At 65.3% G+C, this 24866-nt stretch carries 22 protein-coding genes; 10 read left to right on the plus strand and 12 right to left on the minus strand.

Translation table 11 applies throughout. The annotated features are described in order from the left end of the window. Positions 1–18: 18 nt before the first annotated feature. From aspS to L880_RS0127570, 11 genes are all read right to left on the minus strand, one after another. The gene (aspS, locus tag L880_RS0127520) at positions 19–1827 is read right to left on the minus strand and encodes an aspartate--tRNA ligase (protein ID WP_027478324.1); all 1809 of its coding nucleotides are present in this window, start codon (positions 1825–1827) and stop codon (positions 19–21) included. Positions 1828–1854: 27 nt separating this feature from the next. After that, entirely contained in the window at positions 1855–2481 is a 627-nt protein-coding gene (locus tag L880_RS0127525) for a DUF502 domain-containing protein (protein WP_027478325.1), read from the minus strand. Positions 2482–2489: 8 nt separating this feature from the next. Continuing rightward, positions 2490–2855, minus strand: a complete 366-nt coding sequence (locus tag L880_RS0127530) for an FmdB family zinc ribbon protein (RefSeq protein WP_027478326.1) — start codon at positions 2853–2855, stop codon at positions 2490–2492. Between the two features lie 97 nt (positions 2856–2952). Beyond that, positions 2953–4407: a high affinity choline transporter 1 gene (locus L880_RS0127535; protein ID WP_027478327.1), complete on the minus strand. Its 1455-nt coding sequence runs from the start codon at positions 4405–4407 to the stop codon at positions 2953–2955. A gap of 60 nt (positions 4408–4467) precedes the next feature. Continuing rightward, positions 4468–6033, minus strand: a complete 1566-nt coding sequence (ubiB, locus tag L880_RS0127540; protein WP_027478328.1) for a ubiquinone biosynthesis regulatory protein kinase UbiB — start codon at positions 6031–6033, stop codon at positions 4468–4470. Continuing rightward, positions 6030–6584, minus strand: coding sequence for a ubiquinone biosynthesis accessory factor UbiJ (locus L880_RS0127545; RefSeq protein WP_027478329.1), 555 nt, complete (start codon positions 6582–6584; stop codon positions 6030–6032). The genes ubiB and L880_RS0127545 overlap by 4 nt, the downstream gene beginning before the upstream one ends. An 88-nt stretch (positions 6585–6672) precedes the next feature. Further along, a complete protein-coding gene (locus L880_RS0127550) occupies positions 6673–7680 on the minus strand; it encodes a Tim44 domain-containing protein (protein ID WP_027478330.1) in 1008 nt (335 codons plus the stop codon). Between the two features lie 65 nt (positions 7681–7745). Then, the gene (ubiE, locus tag L880_RS0127555) at positions 7746–8477 is read right to left on the minus strand and encodes a bifunctional demethylmenaquinone methyltransferase/2-methoxy-6-polyprenyl-1,4-benzoquinol methylase UbiE (protein WP_027478331.1); all 732 of its coding nucleotides are present in this window, start codon (positions 8475–8477) and stop codon (positions 7746–7748) included. A gap of 83 nt (positions 8478–8560) precedes the next feature. Continuing rightward, the gene (locus L880_RS0127560; protein WP_027478332.1) at positions 8561–8974 is read right to left on the minus strand and encodes a gamma-butyrobetaine hydroxylase family protein; all 414 of its coding nucleotides are present in this window, start codon (positions 8972–8974) and stop codon (positions 8561–8563) included. Between the two features lie 160 nt (positions 8975–9134). Further along, entirely contained in the window at positions 9135–10121 is a 987-nt protein-coding gene (locus L880_RS0127565; protein ID WP_027478333.1) for a Bug family tripartite tricarboxylate transporter substrate binding protein, read from the minus strand. 31 nt (positions 10122–10152) lie between these two features. Then, entirely contained in the window at positions 10153–14034 is a 3882-nt protein-coding gene (locus L880_RS0127570) for a DUF3683 domain-containing protein (protein WP_027478334.1), read from the minus strand. Between the two features lie 441 nt (positions 14035–14475). Between L880_RS0127570 and ugpB the strand changes: the two genes are divergently transcribed. From ugpB to ugpQ, 5 genes are all read left to right on the plus strand, one after another. Further along, complete coding sequence (ugpB, locus tag L880_RS0127575; protein ID WP_027478335.1) at positions 14476–15783, plus strand: sn-glycerol-3-phosphate ABC transporter substrate-binding protein UgpB; 1308 nt, start codon at positions 14476–14478, stop codon at positions 15781–15783. A 145-nt stretch (positions 15784–15928) separates the two neighbouring features. Beyond that, a complete protein-coding gene (gene ugpA / locus L880_RS0127580) occupies positions 15929–16810 on the plus strand; it encodes a sn-glycerol-3-phosphate ABC transporter permease UgpA (RefSeq protein ID WP_027478336.1) in 882 nt (293 codons plus the stop codon). A 48-nt stretch (positions 16811–16858) separates the two neighbouring features. After that, positions 16859–17707: a sn-glycerol-3-phosphate ABC transporter permease UgpE gene (gene ugpE / locus L880_RS0127585; RefSeq protein ID WP_027478337.1), complete on the plus strand. Its 849-nt coding sequence runs from the start codon at positions 16859–16861 to the stop codon at positions 17705–17707. Between the two features lie 12 nt (positions 17708–17719). Beyond that, a complete protein-coding gene (gene ugpC / locus L880_RS0127590) occupies positions 17720–18724 on the plus strand; it encodes a sn-glycerol-3-phosphate ABC transporter ATP-binding protein UgpC (RefSeq protein ID WP_027478338.1) in 1005 nt (334 codons plus the stop codon). Between the two features lie 25 nt (positions 18725–18749). Further along, positions 18750–19499, plus strand: coding sequence for a glycerophosphodiester phosphodiesterase (gene ugpQ, locus L880_RS0127595; RefSeq protein ID WP_027478339.1), 750 nt, complete (start codon positions 18750–18752; stop codon positions 19497–19499). Between the two features lie 69 nt (positions 19500–19568). On the opposite strand, the gene L880_RS0127600 is transcribed toward ugpQ, so the two are convergent. Continuing rightward, complete coding sequence (locus tag L880_RS0127600) at positions 19569–19847, minus strand: hypothetical protein (protein ID WP_027478340.1); 279 nt, start codon at positions 19845–19847, stop codon at positions 19569–19571. A gap of 110 nt (positions 19848–19957) precedes the next feature. On the opposite strand from L880_RS0127600, the gene hemA reads away from it, so the two are divergent. From hemA to L880_RS0127625, 5 genes are all read left to right on the plus strand, one after another. After that, positions 19958–21232, plus strand: coding sequence for a glutamyl-tRNA reductase (hemA, locus tag L880_RS0127605; protein ID WP_043330821.1), 1275 nt, complete (start codon positions 19958–19960; stop codon positions 21230–21232). Between the two features lie 119 nt (positions 21233–21351). Next, positions 21352–22437 (plus strand): peptide chain release factor 1, encoded by a 1086-nt coding sequence (gene prfA, locus L880_RS0127610; RefSeq protein ID WP_027478342.1) that lies wholly within the window; start codon positions 21352–21354, stop codon positions 22435–22437. Continuing rightward, a complete protein-coding gene (gene prmC / locus L880_RS0127615; RefSeq protein ID WP_027478343.1) occupies positions 22434–23276 on the plus strand; it encodes a peptide chain release factor N(5)-glutamine methyltransferase in 843 nt (280 codons plus the stop codon). The genes prfA and prmC overlap by 4 nt, the downstream gene beginning before the upstream one ends. A 49-nt stretch (positions 23277–23325) precedes the next feature. After that, positions 23326–23652, plus strand: a complete 327-nt coding sequence (grxD, locus tag L880_RS0127620; protein ID WP_019576091.1) for a Grx4 family monothiol glutaredoxin — start codon at positions 23326–23328, stop codon at positions 23650–23652. A 155-nt stretch (positions 23653–23807) separates the two neighbouring features. Continuing rightward, on the plus strand, positions 23808–24803 hold the full coding sequence (locus tag L880_RS0127625) for an AAA family ATPase (protein ID WP_027478344.1): 996 nt from the start codon (positions 23808–23810) through the stop codon (positions 24801–24803). The last annotated feature ends 63 nt before the right edge of the window (positions 24804–24866 follow it).

Genomic DNA, 24866 nt, shown 5'->3' on the forward strand with positions numbered 1-24866 from the left:
TCAGGTGATCTGCCGGCCTCAGGCGGCGGGCGTGGGGTTGCGCAGGCGGATGTGCAGCTCGCGCAGCTGCTTTTCGTCCACCGGGCTCGGGGCCTGGGTCAACAGACACTGGGCGCGCTGGGTCTTGGGGAAGGCGATCACGTCACGGATCGACTCGGCGCCGGTCATCAGGGTCACGATGCGGTCCAGACCGAAGGCCAGGCCACCGTGCGGAGGCGCGCCGTATTGCAGCGCGTCGAGCAGGAAGCCGAACTTCTGCTGGGCTTCCTCGGGGCTGATCTTGAGGGCATCGAACACCTTCTGCTGCACATCGGCACGGTGGATACGGACCGAGCCGCCACCCATTTCCCAGCCATTGAGCACCATGTCGTAACCCTTGGAGATGCACTTCTCGGGTGCGGTGACCATCCAATCCTCATGACCGTCCTTGGGGGCGGTGAAGGGGTGGTGCACGGCGTTCCAGCGCTGGGCATCTTCGTCGAACTCGAACATCGGGAAGTCGACCACCCACAGCGGGGCCCAACGGCTTTCGAAGAGGCCGTTCTTCTTGCCGAATTCGCTATGACCGATCTTGATGCGCAGGGCACCGATGGAGTCGTTGACGATCTTTTCCTTGTCAGCACCGAAGAACAGCAGGTCGCCGTCCTGGGCGCCGGTGCGGGCCAGGATCTCGGCAATGGCCTTGTCGTGCAGGTTCTTGACGATGGGGCTTTGCAGGCCGTCGCGACCCTTGCTCAGATCGTTGACCTTGATCCAGGCCAGGCCCTTGGCGCCGTAGATCTTGACGAACTCGGTGTAGCTGTCGATCTCACCGCGCGACAGGCCCGAACCTTCCTTGGCGCCGCCCGGCACACGCAGGGCCACCACGCGGCCACCCTTGGTGGTGGCGGGGGTGGAGAACACCTTGAAATCGACATCGCCCATCACATCGGTCAGCTCGGTGAACTCGAGCTTGACGCGCAGGTCGGGCTTGTCAGAGCCGAAACGGAAGGCCGCGTCCTGGTAGGTCATGACCGGGAACTCGCCCAGATCCACGCCCAGGGTGTTCTGGAACACGGTCTTGATCATGCCCTGGAACATGTCGCGGATGTCCTGCTCTTCCATGAAGGACGTTTCGATATCGATCTGCGTGAATTCGGGCTGGCGGTCAGCGCGCAGGTCTTCGTCGCGGAAGCACTTGGTGATCTGGTAGTAGCGGTCGAAGCCGGCCACCATCAGCAGCTGCTTGAAGAGCTGGGGCGACTGGGGCAGCGCGAAGAACTGGCCGTCATGCACGCGGCTGGGCACCAGGTAGTCACGCGCGCCTTCGGGCGTGGACTTGGTCAGCATCGGGGTTTCGATGTCGATGAAGCCGTTGGCATCGAGGAACTTGCGCACTTCCATGGCCACGCGGTAGCGCAGCATCAGGTTGTTCTGCATGTACGGGCGGCGCAGGTCCAGCACGCGGTGGGTCAGGCGGGTGGTTTCGCTGAGGTTGTCCTCATCGATCTGGAAGGGAGGCGTGACCGAGGGGTTGAGCACCTTGAGTTCGTGGCACAGCACTTCGATCTGGCCGCTCTTGAGCTTGTCATTGGTGGTGCCGTCCGGGCGGGCCCGCACCACCCCCTTGACCTGCACGCAGAACTCGTTGCGCACTTCTTCGGCCACCTTGAACATCTCGGCCCGGTCCGGGTCGCAGACCACCTGCACATAACCTTCACGGTCGCGCAGGTCGATGAAGATCACACCACCGTGGTCACGACGACGATTGACCCAGCCCGACAAGGTAACGGTTTGGCCCAGCAGGGCTTCGGTCACGAGACCGCAATAGTGTGAACGCATAGCCATAAGAAACATCCAGCGCCGGCAGGCGCATTACTGAGAAGATTGAGAGAGGATGGCCGGGCCCGCAGGAGCGACCACGCCCATGGAAACGATGTACTTGAGCGCCTCGTCCACGCTCATGTCGAGTTCGATGCAATCACTGCGTCGCAACATCACGAAATAGCCCCCGGTGGGGTTGGGCGTGGTGGGCACGTAGACGCTGAGAAAGTCGTCCTTGAGGTAGGTGAGCACATCACCACCCGGGGTCCCCGTGACGAAGGCCACGGTCCAGACGCCATCGCGCGGCCACTGGATCAGCACCGCCTTTCGGAAGGCGTTGCCGCTTTCCGAGAACAGCGTGTCCGAGACCTGCTTGACGCTGGAATAGATCGAACGCACCACCGGGATGCGGTGCACGATCGCATCACCCAGCTTGACGAGCTTGCGACCCAGGAAGTTGCTGGCGACGGCACCCACCACCAACAGGATGAGCAGCGTGAGCACCACCCCGAAGCCCGGGATGTGGAAACCCAGCAACTCGTCCGGCCGCCATTTCTGGGGCAGGATGAGCAGGGTCTGGTCCAGGGTGCCGATGATCCAGTCGAGCACCCAGATGGTGATGGCCACCGGCACGATGACCAGCAACCCCGCGAACAACCATTTGCGCATGGCGGCCATGGGGGAGGTCATCCGTGACAGGCGCAACCGCCGCCGCAAGAACCACCCGAGGCGGTGGGGGCTGAATCGGCCTTGGTCGTGCTGGCCGACGAGGACTCGGCCGGCGCGCTGGAGGCACCGGAGTCAGCGCCCGAGGCAGGGGCTGTGGCCGGAGCACTGGTTCCTGTGGCAGCACCATTGGTGCCACCGTTACCACCGCGGAAATCGGTCACATACCAGCCCGAACCCTTGAGCTGGAAACCGGCCGCCGTGATCTGTTTGCGGAAGGCCGAGGCATGGCAGGCGGGGCATTCCGTCAGCGGGGCGTCGGAGATTTTTTGCAAGACGTCTTTGCTGTGCCCGCAGGACTCGCATTTGTAGGCGTAGATTGGCATGGCTTTCTGAGCTTGGAAGGGGGTTGCAAAACCCTCAATTATAGGCGGGCGGTCATTCTGCAAGAGCCGCCCGGTCGATGAGCATGGGGCCCGGGCCTCAAAGCCCCGGCAAGGCGTGGTGCGAGGCGTGGCTGTTGCGGATGGCCTGCGGCCCCAGCGAGCCGATCAGCATACCCGCCAGCGCCGCCACAAAGCCAGCCAGTTGGGCCGGCACCTCTTCCCCTGCAGGGGTCACGATGAACAGCAGCCAGCACAAGATACCCAGCACGATCGAAAACAAGGCGCCCTGGGTGGTGGCCCGCTTCCAGTAGAGACCGGCCGTCAGGGGCACGATCGCCCCCACCAGGGTGACCTGGTAGGCACCCGACACCATCTCGTAAATGGGCTTGTCCTTGGAGAGGATGGCATAGGTGCAAACGAAGACGCTGAAGATCAGCACGGTGACGCGCATGGTGCGCAGCTCCTGCTGGTCGCTCTGGCGCGGAAAGAACTGACGCCAGATGTTCTCCACAAAGGTCACCGAGGGCGCCAGCAAGGTGGCCGAAGCCGTACTCTTGATGGCCGACAGCAGGGCACCGAAAAACAGCACCTGCATCACAAAAGGCATGTGCGTGCGCACCAGGGTGGGCAGGATCATCTGGCTGTCCACCTTGCGGCCGGTGGACAGGAGCTGCTCCGTGGTCTCGGGCATGATGATCAAGGCACTGGTGACCAGGAACATGGGCACGAAAGCAAACAGGATGTAGCAAATGCCGCCGATCACCGGGCCCCGGGTGGCGGCGCGCTCGTCCTTGGCCGACATCACCCACTGGAACACGTCCTGCTGCGGGATCGAGCCCAGCATCATGGTCATGCCCGCGCCGATGAAGAACAGAATGTCCTTGAACTGCATGGGGGGCCAGAAGGCGAACAGGTCTTTTTCCTGGGCATAGGCCAGCACCTTGTCCACCCCACCCGCCTGTTGGCCGGCAAACACGGCCAGGATCAACAGGCCGCAGACCAGGATGATCATCTGGATGAAATCGGTCACCGCCACCGACCACATGCCGCCGAACAAGGTGTAGGCCAGGATGGAGGCCGTGCCGATCAGCATGCCCACCGGCTGCGAGATGGCACCTTCGGACAGCACGTTGAAGACCAACCCCAGTGCCGTGACCTGGGCGGCCACCCAACCCAGGTAGCTGATGAGGATGATCAGCGAGCACAGGATTTCGATCACCCGGCCATAACGTTCACGGTAATAGTCGCTGATGGTGAGCAGCGACATCTTGTACAGCCGCGCCGAGAAGAACAGCCCGACCAGGATCAGGCAGAAGCCCGCCCCAAACGGGTCTTCGACCACGCCATGCAGGCCTTCCTTGATGAAGGTGGCCGGGATGCCCATCACCGTTTCCGACCCGAACCAGGTGGCAAAGGTGGTGGTCACGATCATGAACAAGGGCAGATGGCGCCCCGCGATCGCGAAATCGGCGGTGTTTTTCACCCGCTTGGCCGCCCACAGGCCGATGGCGATGGTGACGAGCAAGTAGATGATGACCAGGGTCAGCAGCACGGAAACCTCCAGGAAGACGGCGGATTATCCCGAAATCGGGCCCAGGCGGGCCGCTGGCCGTCAGAACAGACGGATTCTGATCACCAGTTGCAACGCCAGCAGACCCAATACAAATCCCATGCCACCGTAGACGATGGACTGCAGCAGCCGGTTGGTGCGCCGCTGCTCGGCCAACAACAGGGCCAACTCCTTTTTATGCCCGGACGGGCCTTGCTCCAGATAGCCGGCCAGCAGGCGCGGCAGCTCGGGCAGCAGCTTGGCGTAACGGGGGAACTCGTCGCGCAACTGCTTGAACAGGCGCTGCGGGCCCACCTGGTCGAGCATCCACTTCTCCAGGAAGGGCTTGGCCGTGCTCCAGAGGTCCAACTCGGGGTCCAGCTGCCGGCCCAGGCCCTCGATGTTGAGCAGGGTCTTCTGCAACAACACCAGCTGGGGCTGGATCTCGACCTGGAAGCGGCGCGAGGTCTGGAACAGGCGCATCAACACCATGCCCAGCGAGATTTCCTTGAGCGGACGGTCGAAATAGGGCTCGCACACACTGCGGATGGCGGCCTCCAGCTCATCGACCCGGGTTTCCGGGGGCACCCAGCCGCTTTCGATGTGCAGCTCGGCCACCCGTTTGTAGTCGCGACGGAAAAAGGCCGTGAAGTTCTGCGCCAGGTACTCCTTGTCGTACTCGGTCAGGGTGCCGACGATGCCGAAGTCCAGCGAGATGTAGCGCCCGAAGGTGCCGGGCGCCAGACTGACCTGGATGTTGCCCGGGTGCATGTCGGCGTGGAAGAAGCCGTCGCGGAACACCTGGGTGAAGAAGATGGTGACGCCATCGCGCGCCAGCTGGGGAATGTTGACCCCGGCCTCGCGCAGGCGCTCAAGCTGGCTGATGGGCACGCCCTTCATGCGCTCCATGACCATCACCTCGGGGTGGCAGAAATCCCAGAACACCTCGGGGATCAGCACCAGATCCAGCCCGCTCATGTTGCGCCGCAACTGGGCGGCATTGGAGGCCTCGCGCACCAGATCCAGTTCGTCGTGCAGGTATTTGTCGAACTCGGCCACCACTTCGCGCGGTTTCAGGCGCTTGCCATCCGAACTCAGGCCCTCGACCCAGCCGGCCATCATGCGCATCAGGGCCAGGTCCTTGTCGATCACGGGCAGCATGCCGGGGCGCAGCACCTTGATCGCCACCTCGCGCTCCACCCCGGCCGCCGTGCGCACCACGCCGAAGTGCACCTGGGCAATCGAGGCGCTGGCCACGGGCTCGCGGTCAAAAGCCAGAAACACCTCGTCGACCGGACGACGGAAGGCCCGCTCGATGGTAGCGACGGCCACGTCGGAGCTGAACGGAGGCACCCGGTCCTGCAGATGGGCCAGCTCTTCGGCAATGTCAGGGGGCAACAGATCGCGCCGGGTGGACAGCACCTGGCCGAACTTCACGAAGATGGGGCCCAGCTGCTCCAGCGCCTCGCGCAGGCGCTGCCCGCGCGGCGCGTCCAGCTTGCGGCCGATGGTGATGATGCGCGCCAGGCGGGTCATCCAGGGCCTGCCGAAATGGGTCAGCACCATCTCGTCGAGGCCATAGCGCAGCACCACCCAGAGGATGTAGCACCCTCGCAACAGACGGCTCATAGCCCGTCCTTGTCGCGCACGATGGAGGTGGCGGGGAAGCGGGTCACAAAATCCTTCAGACCGCGCGCCAGGTTTTTGACCGCCTGCACGACGGTGTGGGCCGGGCCATCGCCCACCACGCGGGCCAGGTCTTCTTCGAGATCCCAACGCACGTGGTCGACGATCCAGTTGATTTCGGCGGCAAATTGCACATCGCCCTCGATGCGCACCGGCGGCTTCTCACCTGCCACGACCGCCTGCACCAGGGAGGTGGGCGAGCTTTCAGTGACAGAGAGGTGCAGATCGGAGTTCGCACCCGGCTCGGCCAGGTCGATCAGCCCTGCCGGGGTGATGATCAGCTTGATGTCAAAGAGGCGCCATTGCACGCTGGCCACGCGGCCCTTCTGGCGCGCAAGCCGGGCCATGGCCTCGGGCTCTTGCATCAACACGTGGTTGATGAGCAGCACACCACGGTGCTGCAACTCGCTCACCAGCCAGGCAGGTGGCTGGAAGGTGCTGGTGACGCGGTCAAACAGTTGATCGATCAGGGAAAAAGGGGTTGCTTGGGCCATAGCCGGCGATTATTCCCCGAAAGTGAGGCGCCAGCCCGATGACCCTGCACAGGCCCGGGCAGGCGGCGGCCTCAAAGCGCGTTCAGGCTCACTGCAAGGCCTGCACGCCGGCCACCAGCCAGCCCGCACTGCCGTCCTTGGGCTTGGTCATGTTCCAGACCTCGCGGAAAGGATTGGGGCCCGCCGAGGGCTCCTCGCGGATCATGCCGGAGAACTCGACGCTGGCCATGTAGCCCTCGCCCAGGTCTTCGATGCCCAGCAGCTGGGCCTCGATCATGACCACGTCGGTCTTGTTCTGCTGCCCCGGGCGATGGGCTTCGCGCTCGTTGAGCTGCACACGGATCTCATCGAGCATGCCGTCGGTCATCATGGCGCGCAGGGTCGGGATGTCGGAACGGTCCCAGGCGGCCTGCAAGGCCACGAAGTTGCGCTTGGCCGCGCCCAGAAAACCCTCGGTGTCGAAACCGGCCGGAATACCCCAACTCTGGCTGCCCCCCAGCGCCGTGCCGATCAGGGCACCACCCGACTGGCGGCCGGCGGTCTCGGGGCCGAACTGGCTTTGGCGCTCCCAGGGCCGGGCCGAGGCATCGTTGCCGACGTGATCGGGGCTGTACTGGCGCAGGGCCGGCGCGGCGGCAGGCGAGCCCGCGCCCTGGAATGCATAGGGGCCGGAGGCCGCAGCGGTACCCCGGCGGCTGCGCATGAACCACCCGATCAGGGCCATGACCACCATGGCCAGCAAGGCCACCATCAGAATCTGACCGAAGGCCTCGCCGAAACCCAGCGAGTGGGCGAGCCAGGCCAGGCCCAGGCCAGCCGCCAGTCCGCCCAGCATGGCACCCCAGGGGCGGCGCGGCGCCTGGGCCGCGGCCGGGGCAGGTGCCGGTGCGGGTTTGGCCACCGAGGACGCGGCGCCGGCCGGGGCCACCGATGGCGACGCGGGCATTGCCGGGGCGGGCGAAGCCGCCTCACGCTGGGTCACATTCGAGGATTGACGCCCGATCGATTGGCCGCCCCCCAGCCTGCGTGCGGCCTCGGCCTCCTGGCCAGCCATCACCAGTGCCAGCGCCAGCACCACGGACCAAAGCTTCATCATGTCATCTCCATCTTCTCGTTCAGTGGGGGCAAGCCCCGTTCAATCGCTTGGGGCGCGCACGCCCCTCAACACTTGATGCCGACGTGCAGGGCCACCACCCCACCGGTGAGGTTGTGGTAGTCCACATGGCCGAAACCCGCCTGCTTCATCAGGGCCTTGAGCTCTTCCTGCCCAGGGTGCATGCGGATCGATTCGGCCAGGTAGCGGTAGCTGTCGGCATCGCCGGCCACCATCTGCCCCAGCCGGGGCAGGATCTTGAAGGAATACCAGTCGTAGGGCTTGGCCAGCGGCGCCGCCACCTTGGAGAACTCGAGCACCAGCAGCTTGCCGCGCGGCTTGAGCACGCGGTTCATCTCGGCCAGGGCCTGGTCCTTGTGGGTCATGTTGCGCAGGCCGAAGGCCACGCTGACCACATCGAAATGGTTGTCGGGGAACGGCAGCTTTTCAGCATCGCACACCAGGGTGGGCAGCACCACGCCGGCATCGAGCAGGCGGTTGCGCCCGGTGCGCAGCATGGCCTCGTTGATGTCGGTGTGCACCACCCGCCCCGTGCGGCCGACCTTCTTGGAAAAGGCCATGGCCAGGTCGCCGGTGCCGCCGGCGATGTCGAGCACCTGATCGCCTTCATGCAGGTTGGCCACCATGACGGTGTAGGCCTTCCAGGCCCGGTGCAGGCCCAGGGACATCAGGTCGTTCATGATGTCGTAGCGTGACGCGACCGAGTCGAAGACCCCACGGACCTTGCGAGCCTTCTCCTGCTCGTCCACCGACTGAAAACCGAAATGTGTCGTGCTCATGGCTGAATGCTATACGTTAGTGCCTCTGTCACCGGCGACAACCCCGCTTGCGGCAGGGTGGGGCCTGGTCCGGGCGGAGTGGATCAGTGGCTGGAGCAGCCATGCCCGCCCTTGATGGGCATGGGGTCATCGCGGCCGCGACCGGCAGCCTGCAGGCGGGCCTCGTACTCGGCCCAGAGTTCGGCCTGACGGCTGCCCAGCGAATAGAGATAGTCCCAGGTGAAGATGCCGCTCTCATGGCCATCGGTGAACAAGGGCTTGACGGCATAGTTGCCCACCGGCTCCAGGCCCAGCAGGCCCACCTCACGCTTGCCGGTCTGCAGGGTTTCCTGGCCCGGGCCGTGGCCCTGGACTTCGGCCGAGGGCGAATAGACACGCATCAACTCGAAGGGCAGGCGGAACACGGCGCCATCCGAGAATGCCACTTCCAGCACGCGCGACTGCCCGTGCACCGTGAGCGCCGTGGGGGTCGGGGCGCCTGCCGTGAGTCCTGCCATGAAAATCGTCCTGCCTTGCTTGTGGGTGAAACCGCCTGGGGCGGTACAGCGCGCATTGTCCCACCACACGCAGGAAGCCTGCGGCAAGAAGGGGCAAATCAGCAAGGCTGGGGGCACTCAAACCTGACGCGCGTCAAGTCTGCGCCCCGGCTCAAAGCCGTTACTGGGGTTGGAAGCCGCTGGATTTGATGATGCGCGCCCAGGTCTGGGCGTAGCTGCGCTCGCGCGCGGCCAGTTGCGCGCCGGTGGAATAACCCACGCTCAGGCCCATGGCGGTCAGCCGATCGTGGACCTCGGGCAGGGCCAGCACCTTGGCCAGGGCCGCAGAAAAGGGGTCCAGCGAGGCCTTGGGCGTGCCGGCCACGGTAAAGATGCCGTAGTACGGCACGTCCTCGAAACCAGCCAGTCCCAGCTCGGCAAAGCTGGGCACATCGGGCAGGGCCGCCTGGCGCTTGTCGCCCAGCACCGCCACCACGCGCAGCTTGCCAGCGCGGTGGTTCTCGATGAAATCGGGCACCGAGGCCACGCCGGCACCGATCTGGTTGCCCAGCATGTCGGCTAGCATGGGGGCGCTGCCGCGGTAGGGCACCGAGACCAGGTCCAGCTTGTTCTTCTCGCCGATCACCTTGACCAGGAATTCCGGCACCGAGGCCGGCGCCGGCACCCCGACATTGCCCTTGCCGCCCGCCGCTTGCACTGCCGCGACATAGTCCTTGAACGACTTGGCGGGTGTGCCGCTGGACACCGCAAAGGCATTGACGAAGGTGGCCAGACCACCCACGGCCACGAAATCGTGGGCAGGGTCAAACCCAGGGTTCTTCACCACCAGGGGCAGGATGGAGATGGTGTGGTCATGGCTCAGGAAATAGGTGCTGCCATCGGGCGGCGAGGCCTTGAGGGCCTGGGCCGCCACCTGCCCGCCCGCGCCGGGGCGGTTGTCCACCACCACCGGCACGCCCAGCTCGTCCTTGAGTTTGTCGGCCAGGGTGCGGGCGATCACGTCGGTGCCGCCGCCGGCCGGGAAACCCACCAGCAAACGGATGGGCTTGGCGGTCTGCGCACCCACCAGGCCCGCGGCCGTGAGGGCGGCGGCAGCCACCAGGCCGCGCAGGGTGTTGACCATCAGGGCTCGGCGAACGATCGACATGAGAGGCTCCACAACAAAGTTGACGATGAAATCAGACCAGCACGCGCTCGATGCCACCGGCGTTGGCGGCGGACACATACTGCGGCAGCCAGTCGGCCCCCAGGATCTGCTGAGCCATCTCGACCACGATGTAGTCGGCCTCGAGCAGGCCGTTGTTCAGGTCGTCGCCATAGCGGGTCAGGCCTTGCAGGCAGCTCGGGCAGCTGGTGAGGATCTTGACATTGTCCTTCGGGCCCACGGCGCCCGAGGCACGCAACGCCGCCTCACCCTTGCGGATTTCCTCTTCCTTGCGGAAGCGCACCTGGGTGGAGATGTCGGGCCGGGTCACGCCCAGCGTGCCCGACTCGCCGCAGCAACGCTCGCTCTTGAGCACCTGGTCGCCGATCAGGGCCTTGACGGTCTTCATCGGGTCCTGCAGCTTCATGGGCGTGTGGCAGGGGTCGTGGTACAGGTAGCCCGCGCCCGAAGAGGTGTCGAGCGTGATGCCCTTTTCCAGCAGGTACTCGTGGATGTCGATGATGCGGCAGCCCGGGAAGATCTTCTCGAACTCATAGCCCTGCAACTGGTCGTAGCAGGTGCCGCAGCTCACCACCACGGTCTTGATGTCGAGGTAGTTGAGCGTGTTGGCCACGCGGTGGAACAACACCCGGTTGTCGGTGATGATCTTCTCCGCCTTGTCGAACTGACCGCTGCCGCGCTGTGGGTAGCCGCAGCACAGGTAGCCCGGCGGCAGCACGGTCTGCACCCCGGCATGCCACAGCATGGCCTGGGTGGCCAGGCCGACCTGGCTGAACAGGCGCTCCGAACCACAACCCGGGAAATAGAACACGGCCTCGCTGTCCGCGGTGGTGGCCTGCGGGTTGCGGATGATGGGCACGTAGTCCTTGTCCTCGATGTCGAGCAGCGCGCGTGCCGTCTTCTTGGGCAGGTTGCCCGGCATCTTCTTGTTAATGAAGTGGATGATCTGCTCCTTGATCGGAGCGGCCCCCACCGTGGCCGGCGGCGCACCGGTCTGCTTGCGGGCCATGCCCTTGAGCAAATCATTGGCCAGGCGCTGCGCCTTCATGCCCACGCCCACCATGGCCGAGCGGGCCAGCTTGATGGTCTCGGGGTTGGTGGCGTTGAGCATGAACATGGCCGCGGCGTTGCCAGGGCGGAAGCTCTTCTGCCCCATCTTGCGCAGCAGGTTGCGCATGTTCATGGTGACGTCGCCGAAGTCGATCTTCACCGGGCAGGGGCTGAGGCACTTGTGGCACACCGTGCAGTGGTCGGCCACGTCTTCAAACTCCTGCCAGTGCTTGATCGACACACCGCGGCGGGTCTGCTCCTCGTACAGGAAGGCCTCGACCAGCAGCGAGGTGGCCAGGATCTTGTTGCGCGGGCTGTACAGCAGGTTGGCGCGCGGCACATGGGTGGCGCACACGGGCTTGCACTTGCCGCAACGCAGGCAGTCCTTGACCGAATCGGCGATGGCGCCGATGTCGCTCTGCTGCATGATCAGCGACTCATGGCCCATCAGGCCGAAGCTCGGCGTGTAGGCATTGGTCAGGTCGGCGTGCAGGGTCTCGGGGGTGCCGGCCGGGGCGCGCAGCAGCTTGCCCTTGTTGAAGCGGCCCTCGGGGTCGACCTTCTGCTTGTATTCGGTGAACGGACGCAGTTCGGCGTCGCTCAGGAATTCGAGCTTGGTGATGCCGATGCCGTGCTCACCCGAGATCACGCCGTCCAGGCTGCGCGCCAGCACCATGATGCGGGCCACGGCCTCGTGGGCGGTCTGCAGCATCTCGTAGTTGTCGCTGTTGACCGGGATGTTGGTGTGCACATTGCCGTCGCCGGCGTGCATGTGCAGCGCCACCCAGACACGGCCCTTGAGCACGCTTTGGTGGATGGTGTTGACTTCGTCCAGGATGGGCTTGAAGGCCGCCCCCGTGAAGATGCCCTGCAGCGGGCTGCGGATCTGCGTCTTCCAGCTGGCGCGCAGGCTGTGGTCCTGCAGTTGCGGGAACAGGGTGTCGACGTCGTTGAGCCAGCCCGCCCACAGGTCGCGGGTTTCCTGCAGCACGGCAATGGCCTGGCCCACGCGCTGCTCGAGCAGCTCGGGCGAGGGCATTTCGCTGGCGTCGTCGGCCTTGCCCAGGGGCAGCTTGCCCTGCTTGAAGAAGGCCTCCAGCTCGTGGCACAGCTTGAGCTTGTTGCGCAGCGACAGCTCGATGTTGATGCGTTCGATGCCGTCGGTGTACTCGGCCATGCGCGGCAGCGGGATCACCACGTCTTCATTGATCTTGAAGGCGTTGGTGTGGCGGCTGATGGCCGCCGTCTTCTTGCGGTCGGCCCAGAACTTCTTGCGCGCATCGGCGCTGATGGCGATGAAGCCCTCGCCATTGCGCGAGTTGGCGATGCGAACCACCTCCGAGGTGATGCGGGCCACGTCGTCGGCGTTGTCGCCCGCGATGTCACCGATCAGCACCATCTTGGGCAGGCCGCCGTTGCCCTTCTTGCTCTTGGTGGCATAACCCACCGCCTTCAGGTAGCGGTCGTCCAGGTGCTCCAGGCCGGCCAGCAAGACGCCGCTGCGCTTTTGCTCGGCGAACATGAAGTCCTTGATCTCGACGATGCTGGGCACCGCATCCTTGGCATTGCCGAAGAACTCCAGGCACACCGTGCGGGTGTGCTCGGGCATGCGGTGCACCACCCAGCGTGCGCTGGTGATCAGGCCGTCGCAGCCCTCTTTCTGGATGCCCGGCAGGCCCGCCAGGAACTTGTCGGTCACGTCCTTGCCCAGGCCTTCCTTGCGGAAGGTCCGGCCCGGGATGGCCAGGCGCTCGGTGCGCACCGGGGTCTTGCCATCGGCTTCGAAGTACTTCAGCTCGAAGGTGGCGACCTCGGCATCGTGGATCTTGCCCAGGTTGTGGTCCAGGCGCGTCACCTCCAGCCATTGGGCATCGGGGGTGACCATGCGCCAGCTGGCCAGGTTGTCCAGGGCCGTGCCCCACAGCACGGCCTTCTTGCCGCCTGCATTCATGGCGATGTTGCCGCCGATGCACGAGGCCTCGGCCGAGGTCGGGTCCACCGCGAAGACGAAGCCGCCGCGCTCGGCGGCGTCGGCCACGCGCTGCGTCACCACACCCGCTTCGGTCCAGATGGTGGCCACCGGCTCGGCGATGCCGGGCAGTTGCACCTTCTCGACCTCGGTCATGGCTTCGAGCTTTTCGGTGTTGATGACCACGCTCTTCCAGGTCAGCGGGATGGCGCCACCCGTGTAGCCGGTGCCGCCCCCACGCGGGATGATGGTCAGGCCCAGCTCGATGCAGGCGCGCACCAGGGCGGCCATTTCAGCCTCGGAATCAGGGGTCAGCACCACAAAGGGGTACTCGACACGCCAGTCGGTGGCGTCGGTGACGTGGGCCACGCGCGACAGACCATCAAATTTGATGTTGTCCTTGGCCGTGACCTTGCGCAGGCGCTTGCTGACCTGGGCGCGCAGGGTGGCCGCCTCCTGGAAAGCCGCGTCAAAGGCCTTCACGGCCAGTTCGGCCATGCCCAGCACCTCGCCCACCAGGGCGTCGCGGGCGGCATCGTCACCGGGGGTGCGACGGCGCTCGATCTCGCCCAGGCGGTGGCGCAAAGCCTCCACCAGCAGACCGCGGCGCTTGGGGTTGTCCAGCAGGTCGTCCTGCAGATAGGGGTTGCGCTGCACCACCCAGATGTCACCCAGCACTTCATACAGCATGCGGGCAGAACGGCCGGTCTGGCGCTCGCCACGCAGCTGGCTCAGCAGATCCCAGGCCCGCGAGCCCAGCAGCCGGATGACGATTTCCCGGTCGGAAAACGAGGTGTAGTTGTACGGAATTTCGCGCAGTCGGGCAGGCTCTGCGGCCTGCGACAGGATGGCGGCCAACGCGGTGGGTGCATTCATGGAGTAAACCTGGGGGGTGGGCATGGACATGCCCATGGACCTTGGGGCCCGGATTTTACGGTACCGGGAAGAATGGCTCGGATGGAAGGCAGGAAAGCCCGCTTCCAACGCGGCCGGGGCGTCAAAGCCAGCGCCGGGATCGCCAGGAGGGCACCCGCACCGACGCCATGGCCCGGGAGGGCGGTTGAAGCAGGTCGGACAAAAGCAGGGGCATGGAGGTCATGGCGGGCATCAGGGTCAGGCGGGGCCTGATTCAGAACTGTTGCAATGCACAATTTAACGCATTCACCCATTCCTTGACGAGCCTCAGGGTTATCCGGGAATGCGGGGGGACAGGGAATCTCCCGATGGAGCGATTGCTACACGTATGACACAACCGACTTCCTTTTGTCACACCACGCGATTAGCATCCGCGCTTTTCGTACCCCCGCAGGAGATTGCATGAAATTCCGCAACCTGGCCCTCGTGGCCGCGCTGGCCGCCGTGATCGGTGCACCCGCCCAGGCCCAGACCGAGATTCAGTGGTGGCACTCGATGGATGGCGCCCTCAATGACTGGGTGAACGACCTGGCCAAGCAGTACAACGAAAGCCAGAGCGAGTACAAGATGGTGCCCACCTACAAGGGCGAGTACGACCAGTCGATGGCCGCTGGTATTGCGGCCTTCCGCGCCGGCAATGCGCCCGACATCCTGCAGGTGTTCGAAGTGGGCACGGCCACCATGATGTATGCCAAGGGCGCCGTCAAACCGGTGGCCGAGGTGATGAAGGAAGGCGGCGTCAAGTTCGACCCCAAGGCCTACATCCCGGCCGTGGCAGGCTACTACACGGCCCCCAACGGCCAGATGATGTCGCTGCCCTTCAACAGCTCGACCACCGTGTTCTATTACAACAAGGACGCTTTCAAGGCGGCCGGCCTGGACCCTGAAAAAGCCCCGGTGACCTGGCCCGACGTGGTCTCGGTCGCCGCCAAGCTCAAGGCCAGCGGCAGCAAGTGCCCCTTCACCACCTCGTGGATGACCTGGGCCCAGTTGGAAAGCTTCTCGACCTGGCACAACACCAGCTACGCCAGCAAGGGCAATGGTTTTGGGGGCCTGGACGCGCGACTGGAATTCAACTCGCCCCTGCATGTGCGCCACTTCGAGAACCTGGGCAACATGGCCAAACAGGGCCTGTTCGTCTACAAGGGCCGCGCCAGCAAGGCCATCACCTCGTTCACCTCGGGCGAATGCGCGATGTTCGTGGGTTCGTCGGGCAGCTACGCCAGCATCCAGCGCGACTCCAAGTTCAAGTTCGCCGAGTCCACCCTGCCCTACTACCCCGATGTGCCGGGCGCGCCCCAGAACACCATCGTGGGCGGCGCCAGCCTGTGGGTGCTGTCGGGCAAGCCGGCGGCTCACTACAAGGGCGTGGCCTCGTTCTTCAACTTCCTGTCCAAGCCTGAAGTGCAGGCCGCCAGCCACCAGCGCACCGGCTACCTGCCCATCACCACCGCGGCTTTCGAGCTGACCGAGAAGTCGGGCTTTTACAAGAAGAACCCCGGCACCGACGTGGCCGTGAACCAGATGATCCGCAAGACCACCGACAAGTCGCGTGGCGTGCGCCTGGGCAATTTCGTGCAGATCCGCGCCATCCTGGACGAGGAAACCGAACAGATCTGGACCGGCAAGAAGACGGCCAAGGAAGCCCTGGACACCGCTGTGACCCGTGGCAACGAACTGCTGGCCAAGTTCCAGGCCGCCAACAAATAAGCCGCTCAGGCGACAAGAAGGCCCGTCAGGCTGCGTTATGCTGCCTGCCCTCGCAAAACGTGCCCGCCCCCACGGGGGCTGCACGCCACTCGACAGCCCGCCCGCCACCCGCAGGCGGGCTGTTTGACTCACCAGGGCACCCTCCATGGAAAAAAGAGTTTTATTCAGGTCAGGCTGGCTGCCTTGGGCGCTGCTGGCCCCCCAGTTGATCATCGTCGGCGTGTTCTTCTTCTGGCCCGCAGGCCAGGCCCTGATCCAGTCGTTGCAGCAGCAGGACGCCTTCGGCACCACCGTGACCTGGGTCGGGCTGGACAACTTCCGCACGCTGTGGGCCGATGCCACCTATGTGGAGTCGTTCGAGACCACGCTCATCTTCTCGGTGCTGGTGACCGTGCTGGGCCTGAGCCTGGCCCTGCTGCTGGCGGTGTTTGCCGACCGCATCACGCGCGGCGCCACCTTCTACAAGACCGTGCTGATCCTGCCCTACGCCGTGGCGCCCGTGGTGTCGGGCCTGCTGTGGTCGTTCATGTTCTCGACCTCGATCGGGGTGGTGAGCTACGGCCTGCACCAGATCGGTTTTGAATGGAACCACCTGCTCAACAGCCAGCACGCCATGGCCCTGGTGGTGATGGCCTCGGTCTGGAAACAGATTTCGTACAACTTCCTGTTCTTCCTGGCCGGGCTCAGCGCCATCCCCAAGTCGCTGATCGAGGCGGCTGCCATCGATGGCGCAGGGCCTTGGCGGCGCTTCTGGAGCATCCAGTTTCCGCTGCTGTCGCCCACCACCTTCTTCCTGGGCGTGATCAACATGGTCTACGCCTTCTTCGACACCTTTGCCATCATCGACGCCACCACCCAGGGCGGGCCCGGCAAGGCCACCTCGACCCTGGTGTACCGCGTGTATTTCGACGGCTTCCGTGGCATGGACTTCGGTGGCTCGGCCGCCCAGTCGGTGGTGCTGATGGTGATCGTGGTGGCCTTGACCGTGGTGCAGTTCCGCTATGTCGAAAAAAAGGTGCAGTACTGATGAAGCCCACCCGCCCTGCCCTGTTCGCCCAGCCTGGAGGCCGCCATCATGGTTGAACGCAATCCGGTCCTGAATGTGCTGGCCCATCTGGTGATGATCGTCGGCGTGCTGATCGTCGCCTTTCCGATCTACCTGGCCTTTGTGGCCTCCACCCACACCGCGCCCGAGATCATGCAGGCCCCCATGCCGCTGTGGCCGGGGCATAACTTCTGGGCCAGTTACGAGGCCGCGCTGCGCGGCTCGGGCCGCATCAGCGCCACGCCCCCGGTGGCCCGCATGATGTGGGTAAGCCTGGTGGTCACCATGATCATCACCGTGGGCAAGATCAGCATCTCGCTGCTGTCGGCGTTTGCGGTGGTGTATTTCCGCTTTCCGCTGCGCAACCTGTGCTTCTGGCTGATCTTCATCACCCTGATGCTGCCGGTGGAAGTGCGCATCGGGCCCACCTACCAGGTGGTGGCGGATCTGGGCATGATCAACACCTATGCCGGCATGTCGGTGCCGCTGATTGCCTCGGCGACGGCCACATTCCTGTTCCGGCAGTTCTTCCTGACCGTGCCGGACGAGTTGGTCGAGGCCGCCCGCATCGATGGCGCCGGCCCGATGCGCTTCTTCAAGGACATCCTGGTGCCCCTGTCGGCCACCAGCATTGCCGCCCTGTTCGTGATCCAGTTCATCTACGGCTGGAACCAGTACCTGTGGCCCCTGATCGCGGCCACCAGCGAAGACATGTACCCCGTGGTGGTCGGCATCAAGCAGATGATCGGCGCGGGTGAATCCCCCGTGGACTGGAACGTGGTCATGGCCACGGCCGTGCTGGCCATGCTGCCCCCCGCTGTGGTGGTGGTTCTGATGCAGAAATGGTTCGTCAAGGGCCTGGTTGATACCGAGAAATAAGAGAGCAACACGATGGCTTCCATTTCACTCCGCAACGTCGTCAAACGCTACGGCCACGGCCCCAAGGCCAACCAGGTGATCCATGGCGTGAACGCCGAGATCGCCGACGGCGAATTCATCGTCATCGTCGGGCCTTCGGGCTGCGGCAAATCCACCCTGCTGCGCATGGTGGCCGGGCTGGAGGAAATCAGCGGTGGCGAGATCGCCATCGGTGCCCGGGTGGTCAACCAGCTGGAACCGGCCGAGCGCGACATCGCCATGGTGTTCCAGAACTACGCGCTGTACCCGCACATGAGCGTGTTCGACAACATGGCCTACGGCCTGAAGATCGCCAAGGTGCCCGTGGCAGAGATCAAGCAGCGCGTGGACAAGGCCGCCGGCATTCTGGAACTGGGTCACCTGCTGCAGCGCAAGCCGCGTGAGCTGTCGGGCGGCCAACGCCAGCGCGTGGCCATGGGCCGGGCCATCGTGCGCCAGCCGCAGGTCTTTCTGTTCGACGAGCCGCTGTCCAACCTGGACGCCAAGCTGCGCAGCCAGACCCGCCTCGAAATCCAGAAGCTGCACCGCGAACTCGGCATCACCTCGCTGTTCGTGACCCACGATCAGGTCGAGGCCATGACGCTGGCCCAGCGCATGATCGTGATGAACGCCGGCGTGATGGAACAGTTCGGCACGCCCGAGGAGATGTACCACCGCCCGGCCTCCACCTTTGTGGCCAGCTTCATCGGCTCGCCCTCCATGAACCTGCTCAAGCACGCGCCCGGCACCCGCGAAGGCGTGATCACCGGCATCCGCCCCGAGCACCTGGACGTGCGCGCCGAGGGCTGGGCCGTGACGGTCGAGACCACCGAGCTGCTGGGCGCGGAACGGCTGATCTACGGGCGTCTGGGTGCCGAGGGGCTGATCGTGCGCGTCGAGGAAAACGCGGCGGTGCCCGCGCCGGGCAGCGTGATCCACGTGAGCCCACGCGCCGACCGCATCCACCATTTCGACGCGGCCACCGGCAAACGCGTCTGAGCCCCACTTCCGACTTCGCTCCACCATGAACCCCAGCCTTCCCCACTGGCCCTACCCGCGCTGGATTGCCCACCGTGGCGCCGGCAAGCTGGCCCCTGAAAACACCCTGGCCGCCTTCCGGCATGGTGCGAGCTTCGGCTACACCATGTTCGAGTGCGATGTGAAGCTGAGCGCCGACGGCGTGCCGTTTCTGCTGCACGACGCCTCGCTGCAACGCACCACCAACAGCCGCGGCATCGCCGGCGACCTGAGCTATGGCGAGCTGGCCCAGCTGGATGCCGGCAGCTGGCATTCGCGCACCTATGCGGGCGAAGTCATCCCGAGCTTCGAGAATGTGGCGCGCTACTGCCTGCACAACGGCTTCTTTCTGAACATCGAGATCAAGCCCACCCCCGACACCGAACGGGCCACGGGCGAGATCGTGGCCGCCTATGCCTCGCACCTGTGGGCCTCGGCCTCGGTGCCACCGCTGCTCACCTCGTTCAAGATCGAGGCCCTGGAAGGGGCCGCCGAGGCCGCCCCGCACCTGCCCCGCGGGCTGCTGGCCGACACCCTGTTCCGCGGCTGGCTGGAAAAAGCCCTGGAACTGGGCTGTGTGGCCGTGGTGCTGAACCACGCCCTGTGGGATGCCGACACCGTGGCCAAGGCCCAGGCCGCCGGCCTGCGCACGCTGAGCTACACCGTGAATGACGAATGGGCCGCACAGCGGCTGATCGAGCTGGGCACCGACGGCATCATCACCGACCGGGTGGACCTGTTCAGCCCGCAGGGCTGAGGCCAAGCCGGAAGGCCCGACCAGGGCCTCTGGGCTTCAATTGACCGACATCAAGAAAACCCGTTTTCCTCAGCGGCGCCATGCGCCCTGCAAAAACCACTGGCTGGTGGCCACCGCCACCACCAACAGGCCATAGCCCGCCACCTTGCCATCCCGCCCCAGCATCAGCACCGCCAGCGTCAGAGCCAGCACGCCAACAACAAAATTGATAGCAAGCTTCCAATGCCAGGCAAGGCGCAAGGGGCTTGCACCGCCCAGAATCGGCCCCGCCAGAGTGAGCAGCACCGAGACACAAAGTGCCGGTGCGACAAAGTTGGCAAGGTGAAGAAACAACTCGATGGGGCCCATGTTGGATAGCGTTTGTGGCCAGGCAGCGGGGTACCCGGTGCAATGGCGGCCATAGGAAAGGGCAAAGATAGCGTGCCCGCCTGGACCTCGATCAATTTTATAATCACGCCATGGCAGCAGTCTGGGCATTGGGTATCAACCACACGACGGCACCGCTCGATCTGCGCGGTCGCTTTGCCTTTGCCGTCGATCAGATGGCCCCCACGCTGCACGGCCTGCGTGAATCCTTTGGCACCCAGCGCCACCCCGACGTCGAAGCCGCCATCATCTCCACCTGCAACCGCACCGAGATCTACTGTGCCGGCGACCAGCAGGCGCTGGACCACACCCTGGGCTGGCTGGCCCAGACCGGCGGCGTGAACCCGTCCGTGCTGCGCTCCCACGCCTACCTGTTGCAACACGACGAAGTGGCCCGCCATGCCTTCCGCGTGGCCAGTGGCCTGGACTCGATGGTGCTGGGCGAGGCCCAGATCCTGGGCCAGATGAAAGACGCCGTGCGCGCCGCCGAAAGCGCCGGCGCCCTGGGCACCACGCTGAACCAGCTGTTCCAGCGCAGTTTTGCCGTGGCCAAAGAGGTGCGCAGCTCGACCGAGATCGGCGCCCACTCCATCAGCATGGCCGCGGCTGCCGTGCGCCTGGCAGGCCAGCTGTTTGAAGACCTCAGCAAGATCCGCATCCTGTTCGTGGGCGCCGGCGAGATGATCGAACTGGCGGCCACCCACTTCGCAGCCCGCAACCCCAAGGCGATTGCCATTGCCAACCGCACCCTGGAGCGTGGCGAAAAGCTGGCTGGCCGGTTTGGCGGCGAGGTGATGCGCCTGGCCGACCTGCCCAACCGCCTGCACGAATTCGACGCCGTGATCAGCTGCACGGCCAGCACCCTGCCCCTGATCGGCCTGGGTGCGGTGGAGCGCGCCCTCAAGCAACGCCGCCACCGCCCCATGTTCATGGTCGATCTGGCGGTGCCCCGCGACATCGAGCCTGAGGTCAAGGCCCTGGAAGACGTCTACCTCTACACCGTGGACGACCTGGCCACCGTGGTGCAGACCGGCCAGGCCAATCGGCAGGCCGCCGTGGCCCAGGCCGAAGCCATCATCGACGCCGGCGTGCAGAGCTTTCTGCACTGGATGGACCAGCGCGGTACCGTGCCCCTGATCCGGCAGCTCAACAGCCAGGCCGAGGCCTGGCGCGAAGCCGAACTGGCGCGGGCCCGCAAACTGCTGGCGCGCGGCGAAGATGTCGATGCCGTGTTGCAGGCCATGGCCAAGGGCCTGACCCAGAAGATGCTGCATGGCGCCATGGCGGAGCTGCACACCGGCGATGCCTCGTCGCGTGAACGCGCGAGCCAGGCCATCCAGCACTTCTTTCTGCGCAAAGACCGTTAGCGACGCGGGTGTGGCCGGGCCACTGCGCCCAGCCTGCTTGCCCCTGCACCTGACCGGGTGCAGCCCTTCTCCAGCCTGCCGCTGCGGATGCATCTGCCAGCGGCCTTGCAAAGTGCCCCATGAAAGACTTCCTACGCCAGCAACTTGAACGCTATGTCGCGCGCCTTGAGGAGCTCGACTTTCTGCTGTCGCGCGAAGACATCATGGGCGACATGGCGCAGTACCGCACGCTGTCGCGCGAGCACGCCGAAGTGACCCAGGTAGCAGGGCGCTACCAGCGCTACCGGCAATGCGAATCCGACCTGGAAACCGCGCGCGAGATGCTGGCCGATCCGGACATGGCCGACATGGCCCGCGAAGAGATCGCCAGCGCCAGCGAGGAACTGCTCAAGCTGGAGAGCGAACTGCAGCGCCTGTTGCTGCCCAAAGACCCCGATGACGCCCGCAACGCCTTTCTGGAAGTGCGCGCCGGCACGGGCGGTGATGAATCGGCCCTGTTCGCCGGCGATCTCGCCCGCATGTACACCCGCTACGCCGAGCGCGCCGGCTGGCGCACCGAGATCGTCAGCGCCAGCGAAAGCGAACTGGGGGGCTACAAGGAAGTGGTCTTGCGCCTGGAGGGCGAGCAGGTCTATGGCGCGCTGAAGTTCGAATCGGGCGGCCACCGCGTGCAGCGTGTGCCTGCCACCGAGACCCAGGGTCGCATCCACACCAGTGCCTGCACCGTGGCGGTGCTGCCGGAACCCGACGAAGCCCAGGCGGTGCAGATCAACCCCGCCGACCTGCGCATCGACACCTTCCGCGCCAGCGGGGCCGGCGGTCAGCACATCAACAAGACCGACTCGGCCGTGCGCATCACCCACCTGCCCACCGGCATCGTCGCCGAGTGCCAGGACGACCGCAGCCAACACCGCAACAAGGCCAAGGCCTTGCAGGTGCTGTCGGCCCGGATCCAGGAAAAGGAACGCAGCGAACGGGCGGCCAAGGACGCCGCCCTGCGCAAGGGCCTGATCGGCAGCGGCGACCGCAGTGACCGCATCCGCACCTACAACTTTCCGCAGGGCCGCCTGACCGACCACCGCATCAACCTCACGCTGTACAAGCTGGGCGCCATCATGGAAGGTGACCTGGCCGATGTGCTGGAGGCGCTGCGCGCCGCCCATGAGGCCGAACAGTTGGCCGAACTGGAAGTGGGCTTGTCTTGAGCGCGCCGACCACCCTGGCCGCCGCCTTGCGCGAGGCCCAGGCCCAGGGCCTGCCCCGGCTGGAAGCCCAGATGTTGGTGCTGCTGGCCGTGACCCGGGCCCCGCATGACCGCGCCTGGCTGATGGCCCACGACACCGATGTGCTGACGGCGCCTCAACAAGCCCATCTGGCCGGCCTGGTGGCCCGTCGACTGGCGGGCGAGCCCATGGCCTACCTGACCGGCCGGCACGAGTTCTATGGCCTGGACCTGGCCGTGGACGCCCGGGTGCTGGACCCGCGTGACGACACCGAGACCCTGGTCGACTGGGGCCTGGAAGTGATCACCCCCCTGCCCCACCCCCGGGTGGCCGACCTGGGCACCGGCAGCGGTGCCATCGCACTGGCCGTGGCCAGCCAGCGTCGCGATGCCGAGGTGAGCGCTGTGGACGCCAGTGCCGAGGCGCTGGCCGTGGCCCAAGGCAATGCCCATAGACTGGGGCTGACGGTGCGCTTTCTTCAAGGTGACTGGTGCGCCCCCCTGGGCGAGGCGCCCTTTGCCTTGCTGCTGTCCAATCCGCCCTACATCGCCGACCACGACCCCCACCTGCCGGCCCTGCGTCACGAGCCCTTGCAGGCCCTGGTGAGCGGGCCCGACGGCCTGGATGACCTGCGCCGCATCATCGCCCAGGCCCCGGCGCATCTGCTGACCGGCGGCTGGCTGCTGCTGGAGCACGGCTGGGACCAGGCGGCCCCGGTGCGCGAACTGCTGCAAGCCCGGGGCTTCGAGCAGGTGCAAAGCCGCAAAGACCTCGCCGGCATTGAGCGTTGCTCAGGCGGACTCTGGCCAGGGCTGAGATAATCGCCCCATCGCCGGCTGCGCGCCGGGCCCCGCCCCAAGAGGAAACTTCATGAGCAACACCCAACAACGCATCGATGACCTGGTCAAGAACAGCCCCGTGCTGCTGTTCATGAAAGGCACTGCCAGCTTTCCCCAATGCGGCTTCTCTGGCCGTGCCGTCCAGATCCTCAAGGCCTGTGGCGTCGACCCCAAGAGCCTGAAGACCGTGAACGTGCTGGAAGACCCGGAGATCCGTCAAGGCATCAAGGAATACAGCCAGTGGCCGACCATCCCTCAGCTGTACGTGAAGGGTGAGTTCATCGGCGGCTCGGACATCATGATGGAGATGTACGAATCGGGCGAGCTGCAACAGGTGCTGGGCGGCCAGCCGGGCTGAGCCCCAGGCGCACGCCCGGGTACTTCCGGAAACTTCCGGCCCCAGAAAAAGCCACTGCCTGCAGTGGCTTTTCTGCATCTGGCCCGGGCGCATCCGCTTGAGGGCGGGCATGGCTTGTGCTTGAATAAAAGCGTGTTTCCGATCTGGAGAGCGTCATGGAATCCCGCAGCCTTGTCCCCCATTCGACCGCTTTCAACCTGCCCATCGCCCAGATGCGCAGTGTTTTCGAGCCCGCGGAAGTGGAGCGCAAACTCGCCAAGCTCAGCGAGCGCGAACATGAATCCTTGCGCAGCACCTACCAGCGCATGCTGGAGCGCGGGCCCGATCGCTTCGAGGTGCGGCCCTGCGGTGTGCCCGAGATGGCGCCTCTTTATGAGGCCTTGCCCAACTTCACCGAAGTGCTGGATGACGTCAAACGCCACCTGGCCCTGTCTCAAGACAGCCGCGACGGCCTGGAGGTGACCCCCATGCTGCTGCTGGGGGCCCCGGGCATCGGCAAAACCCATTTCGCCCGCCAACTGGCCGACTTGCTGGGCACAGGCATGTCGCTGGTGCCGATGAGTTCGATGACCGCCGGTTGGCTGCTCTCAGGCGCCTCGTCTCAATGGAAGGGCGCCCGGCCCGGCAAGGTGTTTGAAGCCCTGGTCGACGGTCAGTACGCCAATCCGGTCATCGTCGTCGACGAGATCGACAAGGCCAGCGCCGATGCCCAGTACGACCCACTGGGTGCGCTCTACAGCCTGCTCGAACACGACACGGCCGGCAATTTTGTGGACGAGTTTGCCGAGGTGTCGATCGATGCCAGCCGCGTGGTCTGGATCACCACCGCCAACGATGAGCGCGGCATTCCCGAGCCCATTCTCAATCGCATGAATGTGTTCGAGATCGAGCCGCCGACGCTGGAGCAGGCGCGGGAGATCGCCCGCCGGCTGTACCTGTCGATCCGCGGCAGCCACGACTGGGGCCGGCGCTTCGCCGAAGAGGCCCCGGCCTCCGTGCTCGATGTGTTGGCCGAACTGGCCCCGCGGGAAATGCGACGCGCCCTGATGACGGCCTTTGGCAACGCCCGCCTGGATGGCCGTGACGAGTTGCAAGCGGATGACTTGCCACGCGGCGGCTCGCAACGGCTTCGCATGGGCTTTGTCCAGTGACGTTGGCCAGTGAGACGGGCGGCCTTGCTGCGCACGGCCGCTAAACTGGGGGTACGGCGGTCA

The sequence above is a fragment of the Curvibacter gracilis ATCC BAA-807 genome (genome assembly GCF_000518645.1).
In the GTDB taxonomy this organism is placed as follows: Bacteria; Pseudomonadota; Gammaproteobacteria; order Burkholderiales; family Burkholderiaceae_C; genus Curvibacter; species Curvibacter gracilis.

What these genes read in the sequence shown, in the direction of transcription:
- aspS (WP_027478324.1), bottom strand. Translation starts at nt 1,827, where the DNA reads ATGGCTATGCGTTCACACTATTGCGGTCTCGTGACCGAAGCCCTGCTG.
- L880_RS0127525 (WP_027478325.1), bottom strand. Translation starts at nt 2,481, where the DNA reads ATGGCCGCCATGCGCAAATGGTTGTTCGCGGGGTTGCTGGTCATCGTG.
- L880_RS0127530 (WP_027478326.1), bottom strand. Translation starts at nt 2,855, where the DNA reads ATGCCAATCTACGCCTACAAATGCGAGTCCTGCGGGCACAGCAAAGAC.
- ubiB (WP_027478328.1), bottom strand. Translation starts at nt 6,033, where the DNA reads ATGAGCCGTCTGTTGCGAGGGTGCTACATCCTCTGGGTGGTGCTGCGC.
- L880_RS0127545 (WP_027478329.1), bottom strand. Translation starts at nt 6,584, where the DNA reads ATGGCCCAAGCAACCCCTTTTTCCCTGATCGATCAACTGTTTGACCGC.
- L880_RS0127550 (WP_027478330.1), bottom strand. Translation starts at nt 7,680, where the DNA reads ATGATGAAGCTTTGGTCCGTGGTGCTGGCGCTGGCACTGGTGATGGCT.
- ubiE (WP_027478331.1), bottom strand. Translation starts at nt 8,477, where the DNA reads ATGAGCACGACACATTTCGGTTTTCAGTCGGTGGACGAGCAGGAGAAG.
- L880_RS0127560 (WP_027478332.1), bottom strand. Translation starts at nt 8,974, where the DNA reads ATGGCAGGACTCACGGCAGGCGCCCCGACCCCCACGGCGCTCACGGTG.
- L880_RS0127565 (WP_027478333.1), bottom strand. Translation starts at nt 10,121, where the DNA reads ATGTCGATCGTTCGCCGAGCCCTGATGGTCAACACCCTGCGCGGCCTG.
- L880_RS0127570 (WP_027478334.1), bottom strand. Translation starts at nt 14,034, where the DNA reads ATGAATGCACCCACCGCGTTGGCCGCCATCCTGTCGCAGGCCGCAGAG.
- ugpB (WP_027478335.1), top strand. Translation starts at nt 14,476, where the DNA reads ATGAAATTCCGCAACCTGGCCCTCGTGGCCGCGCTGGCCGCCGTGATC.
- ugpA (WP_027478336.1), top strand. Translation starts at nt 15,929, where the DNA reads ATGGAAAAAAGAGTTTTATTCAGGTCAGGCTGGCTGCCTTGGGCGCTG.
- ugpE (WP_027478337.1), top strand. Translation starts at nt 16,859, where the DNA reads ATGGTTGAACGCAATCCGGTCCTGAATGTGCTGGCCCATCTGGTGATG.
- ugpC (WP_027478338.1), top strand. Translation starts at nt 17,720, where the DNA reads ATGGCTTCCATTTCACTCCGCAACGTCGTCAAACGCTACGGCCACGGC.
- ugpQ (WP_027478339.1), top strand. Translation starts at nt 18,750, where the DNA reads ATGAACCCCAGCCTTCCCCACTGGCCCTACCCGCGCTGGATTGCCCAC.
- L880_RS0127600 (WP_027478340.1), bottom strand. Translation starts at nt 19,847, where the DNA reads ATGGGCCCCATCGAGTTGTTTCTTCACCTTGCCAACTTTGTCGCACCG.
- hemA (WP_043330821.1), top strand. Translation starts at nt 19,958, where the DNA reads ATGGCAGCAGTCTGGGCATTGGGTATCAACCACACGACGGCACCGCTC.
- prfA (WP_027478342.1), top strand. Translation starts at nt 21,352, where the DNA reads ATGAAAGACTTCCTACGCCAGCAACTTGAACGCTATGTCGCGCGCCTT.
- grxD (WP_019576091.1), top strand. Translation starts at nt 23,326, where the DNA reads ATGAGCAACACCCAACAACGCATCGATGACCTGGTCAAGAACAGCCCC.
- L880_RS0127625 (WP_027478344.1), top strand. Translation starts at nt 23,808, where the DNA reads ATGGAATCCCGCAGCCTTGTCCCCCATTCGACCGCTTTCAACCTGCCC.